The sequence below is a fragment of the Plantactinospora sp. WMMB782 genome (genome assembly GCF_049179135.1).
In the GTDB taxonomy this organism is placed as follows: domain Bacteria; phylum Actinomycetota; class Actinomycetes; order Mycobacteriales; family Micromonosporaceae; genus Plantactinospora.
Genome location: NZ_JBMHMC010000007.1, coordinates 1,651,222 through 1,670,222 on the forward strand (window position 1 = coordinate 1,651,222; position 19,001 = coordinate 1,670,222).

General features: G+C 73.6%; 14 protein-coding genes. 5 read left to right on the top strand and 9 right to left on the bottom strand.

What is annotated here, in order from left to right; translation table 11 throughout:
* Window positions 1-91: 91 nt before the first annotated feature.
* Window positions 92-1,099 (bottom strand): hypothetical protein, encoded by a 1,008-nt coding sequence (locus ACN28A_RS09445; protein WP_421394175.1) that lies wholly within the window; start codon window positions 1,097-1,099, stop codon window positions 92-94.
* 175 nt (window positions 1,100-1,274) lie between these two features.
* Between ACN28A_RS09445 and ACN28A_RS09450 the strand changes: the two genes are divergently transcribed.
* Window positions 1,275-2,237, top strand: coding sequence for an NlpC/P60 family protein (locus ACN28A_RS09450; RefSeq protein ID WP_421394177.1), 963 nt, complete (start codon window positions 1,275-1,277; stop codon window positions 2,235-2,237).
* Window positions 2,238-2,663: 426 nt separating this feature from the next.
* On the opposite strand, the gene ACN28A_RS09455 is transcribed toward ACN28A_RS09450, so the two are convergent.
* Entirely contained in the window at window positions 2,664-4,973 is a 2,310-nt protein-coding gene (locus ACN28A_RS09455) for a DEAD/DEAH box helicase (RefSeq protein WP_421394179.1), read from the bottom strand.
* Window positions 4,974-5,103: 130 nt separating this feature from the next.
* Between ACN28A_RS09455 and ACN28A_RS09460 the strand changes: the two genes are divergently transcribed.
* Complete coding sequence (locus ACN28A_RS09460; RefSeq protein ID WP_421394182.1) at window positions 5,104-7,854, top strand: hypothetical protein; 2,751 nt, start codon at window positions 5,104-5,106, stop codon at window positions 7,852-7,854.
* 41 nt (window positions 7,855-7,895) lie between these two features.
* Here ACN28A_RS09460 and ACN28A_RS09465 read toward each other — a convergent pair whose 3' ends face one another.
* Entirely contained in the window at window positions 7,896-9,968 is a 2,073-nt protein-coding gene (locus tag ACN28A_RS09465; protein WP_421394184.1) for a BTAD domain-containing putative transcriptional regulator, read from the bottom strand.
* Window positions 9,969-10,154: 186 nt separating this feature from the next.
* Between ACN28A_RS09465 and ACN28A_RS09470 the strand changes: the two genes are divergently transcribed.
* A complete protein-coding gene (locus ACN28A_RS09470) occupies window positions 10,155-10,961 on the top strand; it encodes a hypothetical protein (protein WP_421394186.1) in 807 nt (268 codons plus the stop codon).
* A 201-nt stretch (window positions 10,962-11,162) separates the two neighbouring features.
* Here ACN28A_RS09470 and ACN28A_RS09475 read toward each other — a convergent pair whose 3' ends face one another.
* Entirely contained in the window at window positions 11,163-11,909 is a 747-nt protein-coding gene (locus ACN28A_RS09475) for an SDR family NAD(P)-dependent oxidoreductase (protein ID WP_421394188.1), read from the bottom strand.
* A gap of 139 nt (window positions 11,910-12,048) precedes the next feature.
* Window positions 12,049-12,612 (bottom strand): TetR/AcrR family transcriptional regulator, encoded by a 564-nt coding sequence (locus tag ACN28A_RS09480; RefSeq protein ID WP_421394190.1) that lies wholly within the window; start codon window positions 12,610-12,612, stop codon window positions 12,049-12,051.
* 163 nt (window positions 12,613-12,775) lie between these two features.
* Between ACN28A_RS09480 and ACN28A_RS09485 the strand changes: the two genes are divergently transcribed.
* Together ACN28A_RS09485 and ACN28A_RS09490 are read left to right on the top strand one after the other, a co-directional pair.
* A complete protein-coding gene (locus tag ACN28A_RS09485; RefSeq protein WP_421394192.1) occupies window positions 12,776-14,230 on the top strand; it encodes a DHA2 family efflux MFS transporter permease subunit in 1,455 nt (484 codons plus the stop codon).
* A 135-nt stretch (window positions 14,231-14,365) separates the two neighbouring features.
* Window positions 14,366-15,316: a hypothetical protein gene (locus ACN28A_RS09490; RefSeq protein ID WP_421394194.1), complete on the top strand. Its 951-nt coding sequence runs from the start codon at window positions 14,366-14,368 to the stop codon at window positions 15,314-15,316.
* 44 nt (window positions 15,317-15,360) lie between these two features.
* On the opposite strand, the gene ACN28A_RS09495 is transcribed toward ACN28A_RS09490, so the two are convergent.
* The 4 genes from ACN28A_RS09495 to ACN28A_RS09510 are packed head-to-tail and all read right to left on the bottom strand — an operon-like array spanning window position 15,361 to window position 18,999.
* Window positions 15,361-16,524: a branched-chain amino acid ABC transporter permease gene (locus ACN28A_RS09495; protein WP_421394197.1), complete on the bottom strand. Its 1,164-nt coding sequence runs from the start codon at window positions 16,522-16,524 to the stop codon at window positions 15,361-15,363.
* A gap of 23 nt (window positions 16,525-16,547) precedes the next feature.
* Window positions 16,548-17,438: a branched-chain amino acid ABC transporter permease gene (locus ACN28A_RS09500; RefSeq protein WP_421394200.1), complete on the bottom strand. Its 891-nt coding sequence runs from the start codon at window positions 17,436-17,438 to the stop codon at window positions 16,548-16,550.
* Entirely contained in the window at window positions 17,435-18,259 is an 825-nt protein-coding gene (locus tag ACN28A_RS09505) for an ABC transporter ATP-binding protein (RefSeq protein WP_421394202.1), read from the bottom strand. Before ACN28A_RS09505 ends, ACN28A_RS09500 begins: the two co-directional genes overlap by 4 nt.
* Window positions 18,256-18,999 (bottom strand): ABC transporter ATP-binding protein, encoded by a 744-nt coding sequence (locus ACN28A_RS09510; protein ID WP_421394205.1) that lies wholly within the window; start codon window positions 18,997-18,999, stop codon window positions 18,256-18,258. Before ACN28A_RS09510 ends, ACN28A_RS09505 begins: the two co-directional genes overlap by 4 nt.
* Window positions 19,000-19,001 lie beyond the last annotated feature (2 nt).

Below are 19,001 nucleotides of genomic sequence, written 5' to 3' on the forward strand. Positions count from 1 at the left end.
CTGGTCGAGGGCGCCTCCGGTAGCGGGCCGGCCCTGGTCGAGGACGGCTCCGGTAGCGGGCGGGTCCTGGTCGAGGCGGCGGCGCGGCGGCTCAGGGGACCGTCAGGGTGAACTCGGCCGTCCGCACCTCGCCGGCGACCTGGAAGTCGAAGTACATCCGGTAGCGTCCGGAACTCGGCAGGGCGAGCCAGAACTTCACCGCCCCGCCGGCCAACTCGGTCTCCGGGTGCACGTGCACGTAGCCCAGGTCGCCCTCCCGCAACACCACCAGGTGCCCGTACGCCCCGAGGTAGCGCTGAAGGGCGGTGACCGGATTGCCGCCGGAGAAGATCCGGAACAGCAGTGGCTGGCTCGCCCCGACCTGCGGGGTGCCCTCGTAGGTGACCGTGAACCCGTCGACGCCCGCCTCCCGGGCCGCCGCCGGCAGTGCCCGGGGGGTGTAGTCGCCGGCCACCACCAGGTCCACCCCGAGGGTCAACGGCAGCTGCCCGCCGGTGCCGTCGAGCGCGGTGAAGTCGGCGTACGCCCGCCAGACGCCCGGGGCGGGCAGGGTCAGCGGCACACTCCAGGTGCCGTCCGTCGCCATCGTCGGGTGCAGGTGCTGATAGCCGCTCAGGTCCCGCCGGACCACGATCATGTGCAACGGCTTCTCGTGCACCACCGCGTACCCGGTCACCGCCTTGCGGTCCGGGCCGCGTACCTGGAACCGGAAGTCCTGCTTCCGCCCGGCGGTCAGGGTCGTGGTGGTCGGCACCAGGGTGTGGCCGCTCCCGCTCAGGCTCAGCCCGCCCGGCTCGGCACCGCCGCCCGGCACACCGGCCGGATGCTCGTGCGGCCCGGTCCCCGGCGGATGGCTGTGGTCGCTGGTGCTGGTCACGGGCCGCGCACCGGCACCGACCGGCGGAGCGCCACCACCGTTCACCCGGCCGAGACCGAAGCCGGCGAGCAGGGCCAGCACCAGGCCGCCAACGGTGAGCGCGAGCCGCACGGTGCCCCGGTCCGGCACGGCCGACTCGACGGCCTCCGGCACCGCCGGCTCGACGGCCTCCGAAACGGCCGGGCCGACGGCCTCCGGCACCGCTGGCTGCTCACGTGTCACGACCGGCAGGTTACCCGCCCCGCTCCGCAGGCATCGCCGGGCCGGTCCGGAAGCGCCGCCAAGCCGGTCCCCGGGCCGGTCGCCGAGGTCGGGCGGGGCAGCGACGGCAATCACGGTACGAACCCGAACGGTTTCGATGCGTGGCCTCCGGCCCACATCGATCGTTGGACAGGTCGTGCCGACCTCCGCATTGTCATGTCGCGCCGCCGCCCTCGCCGCCGGGATGACCGTGGCGCTGTCACTGGCACCCACGCCGGTCAGGGCCGACCCGGTCACCGACCCCGCCGAGCGGATCGCCAGCGCGGCGGAGCAGTTGGAGATCGTCGTCGAGCAGTACAACGAGCTGCGGGAGGCGCTGCGGGAAACCCGGGCGAACAGCGCGGCCATGCACGCCGAGATGGTGCCGCTGGAACGCGCGATCGAGGCGCACCGCAGCGAGGTCAGCCTGATCGCCGCCCGCGCGTACCGCACCGGCGACACCCGCGCGCTGGGGACGCTGGGCACCCTGATCGGCGCCGCCACCCCGGAGAACCTGCTGGATCCGCTGCTCCTGCTCGACCGGCTGACCAGGAAGCGGCACCGGGCGATCACCGCGCTCGCCGAGGCGTACGAGCGGCTGGCCAAGGCCCGGCGCGCGGTCGAGGCGGTCGCCGCCCGGCAACGCGGCCAGGAGCGGCAGCTCGCCGCCCGGAAGCTGGCGATCGAGACCGAGCTGGCCCGGTTGGCCGGGATGACCGGACCGGACGAACCGGCCGCGAAGTCCGCCCCCCGGCTGCCGGAGGCGGTGGGCGGCGCCGCCGGCAAGGCCGTCCGGTTCGCGTACGCGCAGCTCGGCAAGCCGTACCGGTGGGCCGGGGACGGTCCGGACGGATACGACTGCTCCGGCCTCACCTCGGCTGCCTGGGCGGCTGCCGGCGTACGGCTGCCGCACAACGCGGCGCGGCAGTACCGGGCGGTGAACCTGGTCAGCCGATCCGCCCGGCGCGCCGGTGACCTGGTCTTCTACTACCGTGACCTGCACCATGTCGCGATCTACGTCGGCGGCGGGAAGATCATCCACGCGCCGCGTGCCGGCACCCGCATCCGGATCGACCGGGTCGACTACCAGCCGGTCGTCGGCTACGGCCGGCCCGGCTGAGCCGGGCCGGCTGAGCCCGGACCGGCAACTGTTTTCACCGGACCGGGCGACGGCCGCCTCAGCCGAGGCCGGAGAGCCGCCCCGAAGGCCCGCCCCGGGTACGCCTGCTCGGCCGGCCCGATCTTCCCGCGAGACCTCGCACTTTCGGCCTGGCTCATCCACACCGACGGAAGTCTCGGTCACTGCCTCCGGAACTTACAGCGATCGTTGCTGTCGGGATCGCCGATGTAGAAGAACACATCGTCATCGGCGGCCTGCCAGTCACTCCACGCGAACCTCTCCGGTGGCCCGAAACTCAGGTTCATCGTCTGGTAGGGCACGAGTGTTTCTGGCGCTTCCAGCTCCCAGGTTCCCAGCCCAGCGTCGGGCTCGGCACGCTGTTCGGGCGGCTCGTCCCGCTCCGCGCGGACCCTACGGCAGGAGGGCTCAGCCGGCCACGGCGAGGGCGAACGGGAGTACGCCGGGGGCACCGGCCTGGCGCAGCAGCCGGGCGACGACCGCCATCGTCCAACCCGAGTCGACGAGATCGTCGACGAGCAGGACCGGACCGTCCAGTCCGGCCAGCGCCCCGACCAGTGGCTCCGGCAGGGTGAAGGCGTCGTGCAGCGCGCGTACCCGCTGGGCGCTGTTGCCCCGCGGACCGGCACCGGCCGCCGTGCCGACCCGGGCCGGTACCTCGCCGAGCAGCGGCAGCCGGCCGACCGTGGCGATCCGCTCGGCCAGCCCGTGCACCAGCCGGGGCCGCCGCCGCGACCCGACGGCGAGTACCGCGACCGGCCGCGCCGGCCACGGATCGTCGCCGTGCGCCCACGCCCTGAGTACGTCGACCACGGCCGCCGCCACGTCCTCCGGCAGTTGCGCGTCCGGGGCCTCCGGACCGGTCAACCCGCGCAGCCGACCGCCCCAGCCGAGGTCGGAGAGGCGCCCGACGGCCCGCCCCGGGTACGCCTGCTCGGCCGGCCCGATCTTCCCGCGCAGCGGCACCCCGACCGCCTCCAACCCGGTCGGCCAGAGCTTCTTCGCCGGGATCTCCACCCCGGCGCGACCGAGGAACGCCTGGGCGGCGGCGAGCGCCGGGGCCGACACCTCGGCGCCGAACCGCGCCCCGGCACACCTGTCGCAGCGCCCGCAGGCGGTAGCCGCCGGGTCGTCCAGGCAGCGCCGGAGGAACTCCATCCGGCAGCCGTCGGTCGAGACGTAGTCCAGCATGGACCGTTGCTCGGCGGCGCGGGCCCGGGCCACCCGGGCCAACCGGGCGGCGTCGTAGTGCCAGGGCTCGCCGGTGGCCAGCCAGCCGCCCCGGACCCGGCGTACGGCGCCGTCCACGTCGAGCACCTTGAGCATCAGCTCCAGCCGGGTGCGGCGCAGGTCGACGATCGGCTCCAGCGCCGGTGTGGAGAGTGGACGGTCCGGGTGCAGTGCGGCCAGGATCGCCCGGACCTGCTCCTCCGGCGGGAAGGCCAGCGAGGCGAAGTACCGCCAGATCGCCTGGTCCTCGGTGCCGGGCAGCAGCAGCACCTCGGCCGCGCCGACCGCCCGACCGGCCCGGCCGACCTGCTGGTAGTAGGCGATCGGTGACGGCGGCGCGCCCAGGTGCACCACGAAGCCGAGATCCGGCTTGTCGAACCCCATGCCCAGCGCCGAGGTGGCGACCAGCGCCTTGAGCTTGTTGTCCAGCAGGTCCTGTTCGGCGGCGCGGCGGTCGGTGTCGTCGGCCTGCCCGGTGTACGACGCGACCGGGTAGCCCCGGCCGCGCAGGAACTCGGCGGTCTCGCCGGCCGCCGCCACGGTCAGGGTGTAGACGATTCCGGAGCCGGGCAGCCGGTCGAGCTGGTCGGCCAGCCAGCCGAGCCGGTGTGCCGGGCTGGGCAGCTCGACCACGGCCAGCCGCAGCGACTCGCGGTCCAGCGGCCCGCGCAGCACAAGTGCGTCGCCGAGCTGCTCGGCCACGTCGTCGGTGACCCGGGCGTTGGCCGTGGCGGTGGTCGCCAGCACCGGCGTGCCGGCGGGTAGCCCGGCCAGGAAGGTACGCAGCCGACGGTAGTCGGGGCGGAAGTCGTGCCCCCAGTCGGAGACGCAGTGCGCCTCGTCCACCACCAGCAGTCCGGTGGTGGCGGCGAGCCGGGGCAGCACCCCGTCCCGGAAGTCGGGGTTGTTCAGCCGTTCCGGACTGATCAGCAGCACGTCGACGGTGCCGGCCTCGATCTCGGCGACGATCTCGACCCACTCGTCGAGATTGGCGGAGTTGATGGTCCGGGCCCGGATGCCGGCCCGCGCCGCCGCCTCCACCTGGTTGCGCATGAGTGCCAGCAGCGGCGAGACGATCACGGTCGGCCCGGTCCGCCCCGGGCCGACATCGCCCGGACCCGCACCCGCGCCGCCGGGCTCGGTGGATCGCCGGAGCAACGCGGTCGCGACGAAGTAGACGGCGGACTTGCCCCAGCCGGTCCGCTGCACGCAGAGCACCCGGCGCCGCCCCACCACCAGCGCCTCGATGGCCCGCCACTGGTCGTCCCGGAGCCGGGCGTGTTCCCCGGCCAACCGGCGCAGCACGGCCTCGGCCCGCTCCCGCACCGACCCCGGTCCCGGCCCTCCGGCATTCCGCACCGGCCCTCCGGCGTCCCGCAGCGGCTCTGCGGCATCCCGCACCGGCTCTGCGGCGTCCGGCACCGGCCCTGCGGGGTTCCGCGACCGGCCGTCCGGGTCCAGGTCGTGCGGTGTCCGGTTTCCGTCCATCCGGCTTTTCTACCAGGTCGGGACGACAGGCCAGGCGGACCCGTTACCCAGCTGAGGTCTGCCCGGTCTTGTTCCCGTCACGACACTGTGATGATCTGTGGAACACCCATAGCAACGGCGGGAGATGCGTATGCGCGGGGTGGCGGCCCAGGGGCAACCGGCCTCGGGACGGCAACCGACCTCCGGACGGGAATCGTCCTCGGGACGGGAACGGCTGCCCTCCGGCGGCTCGGAGTTCCTCGCCCTGCTCGCCCGGCTGCTCCGCCGGCCACGCCGGGGCGACCGGCGGCTGCCGCTGATCTGGCTGGTCCGCTCGACCGGCTCGCCGGACGTGGTCGCCCTGCTACGCCGGGTACTCGGCCGGGGTCAGCGGCGACGGATCCCGCACGCCGTCCTCGACCTGCCCGAGCTGGCCGGCACCGACATCGCCGCGGCGCTGCGCGAGGTGCACCGGCAACTCTCCCTGGAGGCGTTCGGCGGCGAACGACTGCGGTTCCGGCACCACCCGCTGGCCGACTGGCTGCTGCACCAGCCGGTACCCGAGCCGGGCGAGGCGGGCGAGGACCGCCGGCCCGCCCTGGCCCGGCAACTGCGGGACCGTCGGGGCAGCCGTCCGGGCAGCGACCCGGCCGGCACCGGCGACGGGGACGGCGACCTCTTCTCCACCGCCTACCAGCTCGCGTTCTGGCTGGTCCGGCGGGCGATCCCGAGCGCCGTCTTCCGGATCGCGGTCTCCGGCCGGGTACCGCTGCTCGGTTCGCACTACCGCTGGTTCATGCGGCAGCAGTACCTGGCGCCCCGGCAGTCGGTGACCTTCCTCGGGTTCGCCGAACGGCTCACCGCCGGATGGCGGGACGGCGAACAGCCGGACCAGGTGAACAAGCTGCTTGTGCACGCGTTCCTGGAGGACCTGCGGCAGGCGTACCGGCGGCGGTTCTGGCGGCCGTCGACCTGGCGGCGGACGGCCTACCCGGTGCTGCTGCTGGGCGGCGTCACGGCCGGCGACCCGGGGCACACCCTGATCCGGCTGGTCAACGACGTCCGCAACGAGACCGGCCGGAACGACCCGCTGCTGGTGGTCGCGGCCGGCGCCGAACCGCCGCCGGAACTGCCCGAGCCGTACGCGCTCGTCGACGCCGAGGAGGCGTACGACGAATGGGTGGACGTGCTGCCGGAGACCCGGCGGCTGCGTCGCCCGGCCGCCTGGCTGATCGCCCTGCTGCTCGGCGACCCCAGCGCCGGCTCGGAGCCGAGGGGCGGGCTGCTGAACTTCACCCCGCCGGAGCCGCCGTGGTGGAGTCGCCGCTTCCTGCCCACCGCCCTCGTCCTGCTGCTCGTCGCCGGCACCGCGATCTGGGCGAACTCGCGGTGGAGCCTCGACTGCCACCCCCGGCCGTTCGGCGGCGCCGTCGAGGTGGAACTGGTCGGCGGCGAGTGCGTCGGCTACAGCGACACGGCCGGGCACGTCTTCAACCGGGATCCGGGACAGGACCGGCTGCGCGCCGTGCAGCGCCGGATCTTCGCGCAGAACGCCGCCGCCGAGCAGGTCTGGCAGCGCAGCGCACAGCGCCGCCCGCTGGTCACCCTGGTCTACCTCGGCACACTGACCGGCAACCGGACCCGGGCCGACGAGGAGTCGTACGTCTCCGAGCGCGAGGAACTGGAGGGGATGGCGACCGCCCAGTACGCGCTGCTGCGCGAGTCGGCCGGCGCCGACGGTGCCGCGCTGCTCCGGGTGGTGGTGGCGAACGCCGGACACCAGATGCGGTACGCCGGCCGGGCGGTGCGGATGCTCGCCGGGCTGGTCCGGGACGACCCGACCGTACTCGGCGTGGTCGGACTGGTGGAGAGTCGCACCAGCACCGCCGGAGCGCTGCGCGAACTCAACCGGATCGGCCTGCCCGCGCTGGCCCCGACGCTCTCCGCCGACGGCATGTTCCAGAACTCCAGGCTCTATCTCCAGATCTCCGCACCCAACCGCGACCAGGCCGCCCTGATCGACGAGTACGCCCGCCAGGTGCTCCGGGTCACCGGCGCCCGGGTGTACTACACCACCGGCGAGCAAAGCTCGCTCGCCGAGGACCTGTACGTCGGCACCCTCGTCGAGGACCTGCGCCAGCGGTTCGGCGACCGGCTGACCCGGGTCGAGGAGTGGCGTACCGGCCAGCGGATGACCCAGGAGTGCGGCTATCCCGGAGTGCTCGTCTTCGCCGGCCGGTGGTCCGAGTTCGACGGCTTCCTCCGGGCGCTCAAGGAATGCGGCCCGAACCCGCCCCGGCACCTGGTCGGCGACGACTCGGTCAACCGGTACATGGCCAACCCGGGGCTGCGGGCCAGCGCACCCGGCAACCTCCCGGTCACGTACGTCTCGAAGGCGGCCCTGGCCACCTGCGCCGCCCTGCGTACCGCCCGGGACCGGCGCGACGACGTACGCGGCAGCTTCCTCGCCTGGATCCAGGCCGACGACCTGCTCGACCCACCCCGGTGCCGGGACGACGGTCCGAGCGCGGCGGTCGGCGAACGGGTCAGCCTCGCCTACGACGCCGCGACGATGGTGGTCCGGGCCGTGGAGAGCCTCGCCGCCCGGCTGCGGCACGGCAGCCCGCGCGAGGCGTGGGACCCCCGGGCCGTCAACCCGGCCGGCGTGCACACCGAGGTACTGCGGCAGAACGCCGAGAACGGCTATCCCGGGGTCAGCGGCCTGATCCGCTTCGCGGCCGACTCCGGCGAGCCGGTGGCGAAGCGGCTCTCCCTGGTCCGGGTCGACCGGGTCACCGACGTCGACACCGAGCCGGTCGAGGTGTTCCACTGCGGCACCGCCGACGACCCCGCCGAGCAGCGCTGCCGACCCGCGCCGGCCACCCCGCCCGCCCCGGCGTGACGTCCGGCCCGGCCGAGGACGTCCCGGCCCGGCCGAGCCGGTCAGCCGTCCAGTTCGGCCGGGGTCACCGCCTCGGGGCGGGCCAGCGGGGGCAGGAAGAGGAGTACCTCGCGGAGCGAGTCGGCCACCTCCATCGGCAGCAGGCAGCGGGCGACCAGTTGCTCCATCGAGGCGTACGGTCCACGTATCAGACGGTCCACCAGGATGTGCCGGCTCTGCTCCGGGGACGGTCCGGGCAGCCCCAGCACGACGTGCTCGGCGACGGCGTTGATGTCGATCAGGCCACCGTCGTCGAAGTTGCGCGGCAGGTCGGGCCGGCCGATCCGCAGCTCCGTACGGGCGCTCGGATAGTGGTAGAGCAGGTAGCGGGCGTGCTCCCGGCGTACCCGCTGGCCGGCGACGCCCGGCGGGACGACCGGCGCGTCCTGGCGCCGCGTGCCGCCGACCACGCCCTGCACCCTGCGGTTCAACAGGATCACATGCACGGTGCCGCCGAACCAGTTCACCACGAAGTGGCCGAGGATCCCGATCGCCTCCGCGTCGCTCGGCAGGACCGCCGGGTCGGGATCCATGCTCGCCGCCGCGAGAACGAATCCGACCACCACCGCGATGTACCCGACCCCGGCCACCACCAGCCATCCGCTGCGCCGTCGCCAGGCGTAGACGAAGGCGACCAGCCAGGTGAGGAAGCCGAAGGAGAGCAGGATGCCGACCGCCCCGAGCACAGTGCCGGCGATGCTGGTCCAGTGCATCCGGGCACCGTCCTGTGCACCGCCCGACGGCGCCGTGATCGGCAGGAACGGCGGCGGCAACGCCACCGGTGGCGGCAACGAGACCGCAGGTGGCAACGAGACCGCAGGTGGCAACACGGATGCCGGCGACCCGGACGTCGGCACGGCAGATGCCGGCAGACCAGGTGACGGCACGGCAGATGAGGGCACGGCAGATGAGGGCACGGGTACGGGGGCCGGCGGCACCCGGGGAGACGGTACTGCCGGTATCGCCGGCAATCCTGCGGACGGCGCCGGCCGGGCATCCGTAGCGGGCACCCCCGGCTCGGCCGAGGCGACAGGCTCGACCGGCGCGGCGGGCTCGACCGACGCGACAGGTTCGATCGGCGCGGGCTCGACCGACGCGACAGGTTCGATCGGCGCGGGCTCGACCGGCACGGCGGATTCGGGCGGCGTGACCGGCGCGGCGGCAGCCGGTTCCGCCCGAACCGGTTCGGGCGGAACCTGTTCGGCCTGAATTCGTCCGGTTCGAGCCGGTGCGGCCGGGGCCGGTGCGCCCGGTCCGGCGGCCCGGTCGGGGACGGCCCGGTCGGGGGCGGCCCGGTCGGGGGCGGCCAGCATCGGGTCGGAGCGCAGGATCCGCCGGTGCAGCTCCTGGAGCGGCTCGCCGGGCTCCAGCCCGTGCTCGTCGCGGAGCAGGGTGCGGACCTCGCGGAACGTGTCCAGCGCCTCCGCCTGCCGGCCCTCCCGATAGAGCGCCAGCATCAGCAGGCCGCGCAGCCGCTCGCGTACCGGGAACTGGGCGACCAGTCGGGCCAGCTCGCCGACCACCTCGTGATGGTGGCCGAGCCGCAACTCCAGTTCGGCCCAGCTCTCCAGCGCGGAGGTTCGCATCTCCACCAGCCGGTGCCGGGCGGCGTCGAAGAACGGCCCGGCCAGGCCGGGCAGCGGCTCACCCCGCCAGAGGTCGAGCGCGGCCCGCAGCCCGGTCGCCGCCTCCGTCCGGCGTCCGGCGTCCCGGGCCGCCGTCGCCTGCCGGGCCGACCATTCGAAGCGCAGGGCGTCGACGTCGTCCCGGCCGACCCGCAACAGATAGCCGGCGTCGGTCAGGCTGAGCACCTGACCGGGAGTACGCGGCGACCGCCCCGGCTCCAGCACCCGGCGCAGCCCGGCGACGTACTTCTGCACCACGTTGGTGCCGTTCGCCGGAGGCTCCTCGGCCCAGACCGCGTCGACGATCCGGTTCGTCGGCACCGGCCGCCCGGCTTGCAGCAGCAGGACGGTCAACACGGCCCGCTGCTTGCCCGGCCCCAGCTCCAGTTCGCGGTCGGCGTGCCAGGCGCGCAGCGGCCCGAGGATCTCGAAGCGCACCGCCTCCACCATGCGCCATCACCCCCCGGACTGCTCGCGGACCAGCGCACGGCAGTCCGACGGCAGCATAACGGCAGTGGTCGAAGGCAGGTACGCAGTGCGCGGTCAGTGCGGCGGCAGTCCGGGCCGGCAGCATTTCCGGCGTCGATCCACGGCACAGCTGGGGTCGATCCACGGCACCGCTGAGAAGGGAACGCAATGAACACAGAGATCCGCGCAGCACGCTGGGCCCGGCGTACCGCCGGCCCGATGGCCGCACTGCTCGGCATGGCGGTACTGCTGGGCGGCTGCGGGACGCTGAAGGAGGAAGTGGCGACCGTCACCGCCAAGCAGACGCTGCTGGGGACGGTGCCGGACGGTGACGAGGGACCGTTCAGGTTCAGCGGCAAGGACGGCAGCGACGACGTCTCCGGTTCGGTCGACCCGGCCGCGAAGGGGCTGGAACTCGCCACCGCGATCAAGGACCCGGAGCACGGCTTCACCACCAACATCGCGTTCCGGATCGTCGGCGACGACGTCTGGACGAAGATCTCCTTCACCGGCACCAAGGGGTTGACCGGGCTTCCCAAGCTGCCGAAGAAGTGGCTGAAACTGGATCCCGCGAAGCTCACCGACGCGGAGAGTGTGCCGAAGTACGAGGGGACCGACCCGGGCAACACCGGGCCGCTGCTCCAGGCCGCCACCTCGGTGAACGACGAGGGCAACGGCAGGTACTCCGGCAGCATCGACCTGACCTCGGGTGAGGCGGCGAAGGTGCTGGAGGCGGAGCAGATGACCGCGCTCGGTGAGGCGGCGAAGCAGGTGCCGTTCACCGCGACGGTCGACGGCGAGCAGCGGCTGACCTCGCTCGTCCTCGACCTGGCGAAGGCCGGCGGCACCAACGCCGCCCAGTACGTCGTGAACTACCAGGACTTCGGCAGCACGCCGAAGCTCGCCGCACCGGCGGGAGCGCAGGCCCAGGACGCGCCGAAGCTGGCGTACGAACTGCTCAACGGGGGCGAGTAGCCGCTGGACGGCGGCGAGCCGGTGGACCTCGCCGGGCGGTCGCGGGCCGGCGCGACGGCATCGGGCGCGGGCCTGCGGGCCGGGTGGTGGCCACGGGGGCCCGCCACCCGGCCCGTTCGCGTACGCGGGCTGGCCCGCGGCCGTTCGCGCGGGCAGCCCATCGGCGTGTGGGTCGGCCTGCGGGCGGGATCGGCAGCCGGGTCAGCGGCCGAGGACCGAGCCGCCGTTCACGCCGAGCACCTGGCCCGTGACGTACCCGGCCGCCGGGCTGACCAGATATCTGACCGCCGCCGCGATATCGGCCGGTTCGCCGGCCCGCCCCACCAGGGTCGCGTCGATCCGCCGCCGGTGCCCCTCCGGGGTCATCCGTCCGTCGAAGAACTCGGTGTCGACGACGTAACCCGGGCTGATCACGTTCACCGTGATCTGCTCCGGCCCGAGTTCCTGGGCCAGGTGGTAACCCCAGCCGTGCAGCGCCGCCTTCGCCGCCGAGTACGGCCCGCCGCCGCCGCGCTGTGCCGCGATCGAGCTGATCAGCAGTACCCGGCCGCCGGGGCGGCGCAGTGCCGGCCGGAGCGCCTCGGTCAGCAGTACGGCAGTGAGCACGTTGCTGTCGAGGTTGGCCCGCCACCGCGCGGCCACGCCGTCCAGGGTGGACGAGTCACCGTCCAGGTAACCGCCCGCGTTGTTGACCACCGCGTCGACGGTGCGTCCGGCGACCGCCTCGACGACCCGGCCGAGCTGCGCCGGGTCGGTCAGGTCCGCCGGTACCGCCTGGACCGAGCCCGGCCGGCCGAGTTGCTTCCCGATCCGGGTGGCGGCCTGCTCCAGCAGTTCGGCGCGCCGACCGACCACGATGACGTCGTACCCGTCGGAGACCAGGCCCTCCGCGACGGCCGCGCCGATCCCGGTCGCGCCACCGCTGACCACCGCCAGTCTCTCCGCCATCCGTCCGTCCTCCCCCGCCATCCGTCCGTCCTCCCCTGTCTCGTGCCGCACGACGCCCGCCCCGCCCGGGCCGGAGTCCTCCCACCGACCGGGCGGCGGACGCCGCCACCCGAACCGTCCGCCGGGCCGGCGAGCCAGGCTACCCGGCAGGCTTGGCGCGGGAGTCGTCGAACGACCCGGCGATCTCCGCCACCCACGCTGCCGGCGGCACCGCGCCGGGCCCGAGTGCCCGCATCGAGGCCAGCACGGTGAGCAGCATTCCGCTGCTCAGGAAGGCCCTGGTCTCGTCCGCGTCCGCGCCGGTCAGCTCCCGGATCAGCCGGTAGATCCCGCCGAAACAGTCCCGCACGGCGCTGCCGATCGCCGGGTCTGAGCTGGCCGCGAAGCCGTGCAGGAGCAGGGTCAGCAGGTCCGGTTCGGCCAGCAGCTCGTCGTACGCGTCGCCGAGGCTCTCCAGGTCGGGTGAGCGTTCGGCCGCGTCCCGGAACACCTGCTCGATCCGGGCGACGGCGTGCTCGACGGCGGCGATGAAGAGCCGTTGCTTGGAGCCGAACAGCCGGATGACGTACGGCTGGGAGACCCCGGCCAGCCGGGCCACGTCGTCGGTGGAGGTGCCGGCGTACCCGGAGATGGCGAACGCCCTGACGGCGGCCTCGGCGAGTTGTTCGCCGCGCTCGGCGGCGGTCAGCCGGGTCCTGGACATCGTCACACACCCCTTCCGTCTCCGACACGTCGACCGTTTCGGCCAGGTCATCGTGCCGCAGTCACCGGGCCGCCGTCATCCGGGGCGGATGTTGACATGTTATCAGTCAATGCTTACCTTGAGGGAGCTTAGTTATCAGTCGATAACAACTAACGGAGATGTCATGTCCAGTGCGCCCACCCTCGGCGGCACCAGCGCCGCGCCCTCCGCGCCGGAACACCCGACCGGGGCCGACGCGACGAGCGAGCCCAGAACCCCCGCGCGACCGCTGGCGGCCGTGCTCGCCGCCGTCGGCATACCGATGTTCATGGTCACCCTGGACAACCTGGTGGTGACCACGGCACTGCCGGTGATCCGGACCGAACTCGGCGCCTCCCTGACCGACCTCCAGTGGTTCGTCAACGCCTACACGCTGCCGTTCGCCGCCCTGCTGCTCACCGCCGCCGCACTCGGTGACCGGGTCGGCCGCCGCCGGCTCTTCCTCGCCGGCATCGCGCTGTTCACCCTCGCCTCCGCCGCCTGCGCCCTGGCCACCGAACCCTGGATGCTCACCGCCGCCCGAGCGGTGCAGGGCATGGCCGGCGCGGCCGTGATGCCGCTCTCGCTCACCCTGCTCGCCGCCGCCGTCCCCGACCGGCTCCGGGACGCCGCGATCGGGGTCTGGGGCGGGATCAGCGGCCTCGGCGTCGCGGTCGGCCCGGTGGTCGGCGGTGCGGTGGTCGAGGGCCTCGACTGGACCTGGATCTTCTGGCTGAACGTGCCGGTCGGACTGCTCGCCCTGCTGCTGGCCGCGACCGTGCTGCGCGAGTCGCACGGCCCGGCCGCCCGGCTCGACCCGGTCGGGCTGGTGCTGAGTACGGCCGGGGTGTTCGCCCTGGTCTGGGGAGTGGTGCACGGGCAGGACCACGGCTGGACCTCGACCCGGGTGCTTGTCGCCCTGCTCGGCGGGGGCGTACTCGTCGTCGCGTTCCTCGGCTGGGAGACCCGGACCCCGGTACCCATGCTGCCGCTGCGGCTCTTCCGGTCCCGCGCCTTTTCCGTGGTGAACGTGGTGGCGTTCACCTTCTCGCTCGGCGTCTTCGGCTCGGTCTTCCTGCTCGCCCAGTTCTTCCAGGTGGCACAGGGGCACAGCCCGCTGGACGCCGGGATCCGGACGATGCCGTGGACCATGGCACCGATGGTGGTCGCCCCGCTGGCCGGACTGCTGGTGGGCCGGCTCGGCGTACGCACCCTGGTGGTCACCGGGCAGGCGATGCTGGCCGTGGCGCTGGGCTGGCTCGCCCTGGCCAGCACGGCAGAGGTCGACTATGCCGCGTTGGTGGTGCCGCTGGCGCTGGCCGGGATCGGCATGGGCCTGACCTTCGCGCCGATGAGCACCGCCACGATGGCCAGTGTGCCCGTCGGGTCCCGGGGAGTCGCCTCCGGCACCAACAACAGCGTCCGGGAACTCGGGGTCGCCGTCGGGGTGGCGGTACTCGCCTCCGTCTTCGCGGCCAACGGCGCCTACACCAGCGGCACCTCCTTCGTGCAGGGCCTGACCCCCGCCGTACTCGTCGGCGCGGCCGTCGTCGCCACCGGCGCCCTGGTCGCCCTCCTCCTCCCGCGCCGAGGCCAGTGATCACGTAGCGTCCGGCCTGCCTGAACCGGCCGGACGCTACGTGATCAACGAAAGCCCCTTCGGACGGCGGGTGGGTTGTCCACAGGTGGGGCGGGTGGGGTGGCGGGGTGTGGGGTGGGGCGGGAGGTTGTGGGGGTGTTCGAGGAGTTGGTGCGGCGGCAGCACGGGGTGCTGAGCAGACAGCAGGCGTACGACTGCGGGCTGACCAAGGCACAGGTGGAGCACCGGGTGAGTGCCGGCCGGTGGCAGCCGATGGCGGGCCGAATCTTCGCCACCTTCTCCGGCCCTCCTCCCCGGGAGGCGGTGCTGTGGGCCGCGCTGCTGCGTGCCGGCCGGGGCGCCGTACTCAGCCACCACACGGCAGCCGAGGTGCAGGGGCTGACCGACCGGCACCTCGGCACCGTCCATCTGACCGTCCCCGGCGAACGGCGGATACGCCCGATCCCCGGCGTCGTCGTACACCTGAGGAACACGCTGGAGACGGCCCGGCATCCGACCCGGTCGCCACCGCAGACCCGGATCGAGGAGACGGTGCTCGATCTGACCCAGCAGGCCGGCGACCTCGACGAGGCGTTGGGCTGGCTGGTCCGGGCCGTCGGCCGCCGGCTGACCCGGCCGCACCTGATCCTCCACGCGACGCGGCGGCGGTCGAAGCTGCGCTGGCGGGCCGAGTTGCAGGCTGCCCTCGCCGACATCGTGGACGGCTGCCACTCACTGCTGGAGCTGCGTTACCTGCGCGACGTCGAACGGGCACACCGGCTGCCGGCCGGCGTCCGCCAGGCCACCCGCCCCCGGCGCGGCGGACGGTGGTACGACGATGTCCACTACCCCCGCTACCGGCTGCGGGTGGAGTTGGACGGCCGGGCCGCGCATCCGGCCGAGCTGCGTTGGCGGGATGCGCGCCGGGACAACGCGGCAGCCGTCGCCGGTGAGATCACGCTCCGCTACGGCTGGACGGACACCACCGAAGATCCCTGCGCAGTCGCCCACCAGATCGCCGCCGTCCTCCACCGCAACGGCTGGCCCAACTCCCCCCACCCCTGCTCCCCCAACTGCCCCGTCGCCACTCCCCCACCTACATATTGATCACGTAGCGTCCGGCCTGCCCGGGCAGGCCGGACGCTACGTGATCATGAAGAGCGGCGAGGGGTGGGTAGGAGGGTGCGGAGGGGGGTTAGGCGGGTGCGGAGGCTGGCCAGGCCGCCGGGGAAGAAGTAGACCGCCAGGATGAAGACGGTGCCGAGCACGAAGAGCGGCTGGGACAGCGGCCCGCTCAGCACCCCGGGCAACGAGTCCACCGCCGACGAGGCACCGAAGGCGGTCAGCCGGTGGTCCAGGTACATGTAGAGCATGCCGCCGAGCACCGGCCCCCAGCGGGTGCCGGGTCCGCCCAGTACCACCATCACCAGCAGGGACAGGGTCAGCTCGGAGGAGGTGACGTGTGGCGAGGCGCCGCCGACCAGCAGGCAGTAGATCGCCCCACCGGCGGTGGCGAGCCCGCCGGCCAGGGTGAAGGCGAGCAGCTTGAACCGGTACGGGTCGAGCCCGAGCACCCCGACCCGCCGCTCGTCGTCGCGCAGCCCGGCGAGTACCCGGCCGGTGGGCGAGCCGGTCACCCGGTGCACCACGAGGACGACCAGGGCGAGATAGGCGAGCGCCAGCCAGTACAGGTTGACGGTGTTGCCGACCCCGACCAGCATCGCCGGCAGCCCCGACACGTCGAGCGACAGCCCCTCCTCGCCGCCGGTGAGCCCGCCGAAGTCCCGGGCCACCAGGATCGCGCCGACCTGGGCGAACGCCAGGGTCACCATCGCGAACGCGATCCCGGCGGTACGCAGCGCGATCGCCCCGAGCAACCCGGCCAGGGTGGTGCCGCCGACCAGGGTCAGCAGGGCGGCCTGCCACAGCGGCAGTCCGGCCCGGGTGACCAGGATGTCGGTGCCGTAGACGCCGGCCGCGAAATAGAGCGCATGCCCGAAGGAGAGCATGCCGGTCCGGCCGAACAGCAGGTCGTAGCCGGCGGCCAGGCCACCGAAGACCAGGCAGATGGCGAGCAGTTGCAGCGTCCCCGGCCCGTTGAGCGGCCCGTCGAAGACCCCCGGGATCGAGAGCGTCGAATACGGCAGGGCCGCGAAGACCAGCAGCACCAGCAGTGGTGACCAGGTGCGCAGGGCCGACCGCCAGTTCCGCCGGGATGCCGGCGCGGGATCGGCGGTCGGCGGTGCGGCGGGCGGGTCGACCCCCGCCGGCACGGCTGCGGACGGCGCCCCGGAGCCCGTCTTCAGTCCGGTCATCCCGGTTCCCCCGCTCGGCTCGGTCATGTGGTCGCCGCCCTTCCGGCGATGCCCTGCGGGCGGAGCAGCAGCACGATCGCCAGCAGCGCGACCACGCAGATGTCCCCGGCCCCGGAGGTGCCGTAGTAGTTGACGAACTGCTGGAGCAGGCCCACCGCGACGGCGGCGTACGCGGAGCCGACGACCGAGCCCATCCCGCCGATCACCACCACGATGAAGGCGAAGATCAGCAGTGATCCGCCCTGGCTCGGCGAGACCGAGCCGAAGTAGACCCCGCCGAGCGCACCGGCCAGCGCGGCAGCCGCCCCGCCGATCGCGAAGACCAGGGTGAACGCCTTCCGCACGTCGATGCCGAGCGCGGTGACCATCTCCCGGTTCTCCACCCCGGCCCGGATCACCAGACCGTAGCGGGTGTAACGGAGGAAGCCGAGCAGCGCGGCCAGCACCAGGGCGGCGGCGACGACCAGCAGGAGGCCGGAGTTCGGCACCTTGGCACCGAGGATCGAGGTGACCCGCTGGGTCCAGTCCGGGCGCGGGAACGGTCGCGGGTCCGCGCCCCAGGTCGCCTGGAGCAGGGCCACCCCGGCGAGCGAGAGCCCGACGGTGACGAGTACCTGCTCGATGGTGCGGGAGTAGAGCGGCCGGATCATCACCAGTTCGACGGCCATCCCGACCAGCGCACCGGCGACGACGCCGAAGGCGACCGCGAGGACGAAGCCGAGCCCGGAGGGGCCGGCGCCGGGCAGGTTCCCCGCCGCCCACCAGGTGGCGTACGCCCCGACGGAGAGGAACAGCCCGTGCGCGAAGTTGAGCACGTCGGCCAGCCCGAACACCAGGGAGAGTCCGGAGGCGACCAGGAAGTAGAGCGCGGCCAGGCCCAGCCCGGTCAGCGTCAGCAGCACGATCGTGCTCATCCGGCCGGCACCTCCCGAACGGCGTCGGTCGCCGGTTGCTTGCCGGCAGGCGCGCCGACAACCGGGCCGGGCGGCTCGGCGGCGGGTGCACCGTGCGGCTCGCCGGCCACGCCGACGCCGAGCAGGGATCTGGTCAACTCCGCCTTCCCGAGCAGGTCGTCGGCGGTGCCGGTGAAGGCGACCCGGCCGGCGGCGAGCACCACCGCGTCGCGGGCCAGCCGGCGTACCACCGCGAGGTTCTGTTCGACGAGCAGCACCGGCACGGTGGCCGCGACCCGTTCCAGCACCTCGGCCACCTCGGTGACCACCTTCGGCGCCAGTCCCTTGGTCGGCTCGTCGACAAGCAGCAGCCGGTTGTCGTTGAGCAGCACCCGGCCGATCGCCAGCATCTGCTGCTGGCCGCCGGAGAGCGAGCCGGCCCGCTGCCGGCCGCGCCGCTTCAGCTCCGGGAAGAGTTCGAAGACCCGGTCGTACGCGGGAGTGTCGCCACGCCGCTCGGCGAGCCGCAGGTTCTCGGTGACGGTGAGGCCGGCGAAGACGCACCGGTCCTCGGGTACGTAGCCGAGGCCGTCCCGGACCAGCCGGTGGGTCGGCTCGCCGGTGAGCGACCGCTCGCCCATCCGCACGGTGCCGCGCACCTCGCCGCCGCGCGGGGTGAGCCCGAGGATCGCCCGCAGCGTGGTGGTCTTGCCGACCCCGTTGCGGCCGAGCAGCACGGTCACCCCGCTCGGGGCCACGGCGAAGGAGACGCCCTGCAGGATGTGCAGCCCGGCGATCCGCACCGACAGGTCGGCGACCGCGAGGATCGGATTCTCAGTCACAGCGACTCACCTAGGTATGCCTCCTGGACCACCGGGTTGGCCATCACGGTCGCCGGGACGTCGCAGGCGAGCAGGGCGCCGTGGTGCATCACCGCGATCCGGTCGGCGAGCCCGAGGATCACGTCCATGTGGTGTTCCACCATGAGTACGGCCCGGCCACTGTCGCCGGTCAACGACCGGATCACTCCCACCAGCTCCGGTACGTCCTCCGCGCTCACCCCGGCCATCGGCTCGTCGAGCAGCATCACCCTCGGCTCGCCGGCCAGCAGCAGGGCGATCTCCAGCTTCCGCTTCTCGCCGTGTGCGAGGGTGCCGGCCAGCGCTTCGGCCCGGTGGGCCAGGCCGACCCGGTCCAGTGCCGCGTCGGCGGCGGCCACCACCTCCCGGTCGGCAGCCGCCCGCCGCCACAGTTTCATCGAGCCGCCCCGGTGCGCCTGCACGGCCAGCCGGACGTTCTCCCGCACGCTCAGCGAACCGAAGACCGAGGAGGCCTGGAAGGTCCGGCCCAGCCCTCGCCGGGCCCGCTGGTGCGGCGGCAGTGCGCTGATGTCCGTACCGTCCAGCAGCACCTGGCCGGCGGTCGGCCGGCGCAGCCCGGAGACCAGGTTGAACAGCGAGGTCTTGCCGGCGCCGTTCGGGCCGATGACGCCGAGGAACTCCCCGGGTGCCAGTTCCAGGTCGACGCCGTCGACGATGGCGACCTCGCCGATCCGCCAGGTCAGGTCGCGGGTGGCGAGCACAC

What these genes read in the sequence shown, in the direction of transcription:
- ACN28A_RS09475 (WP_421394188.1), bottom strand. Translation starts at nt 11,909, where the DNA reads ATGGCGGAGAGACTGGCGGTGGTCAGCGGTGGCGCGACCGGGATCGGC.
- ACN28A_RS09485 (WP_421394192.1), top strand. Translation starts at nt 12,776, where the DNA reads ATGTCCAGTGCGCCCACCCTCGGCGGCACCAGCGCCGCGCCCTCCGCG.
- ACN28A_RS09470 (WP_421394186.1), top strand. Translation starts at nt 10,155, where the DNA reads ATGAACACAGAGATCCGCGCAGCACGCTGGGCCCGGCGTACCGCCGGC.
- ACN28A_RS09500 (WP_421394200.1), bottom strand. Translation starts at nt 17,438, where the DNA reads ATGAGCACGATCGTGCTGCTGACGCTGACCGGGCTGGGCCTGGCCGCG.
- ACN28A_RS09455 (WP_421394179.1), bottom strand. Translation starts at nt 4,973, where the DNA reads ATGGACGGAAACCGGACACCGCACGACCTGGACCCGGACGGCCGGTCG.
- ACN28A_RS09480 (WP_421394190.1), bottom strand. Translation starts at nt 12,612, where the DNA reads ATGTCCAGGACCCGGCTGACCGCCGCCGAGCGCGGCGAACAACTCGCC.
- ACN28A_RS09460 (WP_421394182.1), top strand. Translation starts at nt 5,104, where the DNA reads ATGCGCGGGGTGGCGGCCCAGGGGCAACCGGCCTCGGGACGGCAACCG.
- ACN28A_RS09495 (WP_421394197.1), bottom strand. Translation starts at nt 16,524, where the DNA reads ATGACCGGACTGAAGACGGGCTCCGGGGCGCCGTCCGCAGCCGTGCCG.
- ACN28A_RS09465 (WP_421394184.1), bottom strand. Translation starts at nt 9,968, where the DNA reads ATGGTGGAGGCGGTGCGCTTCGAGATCCTCGGGCCGCTGCGCGCCTGG.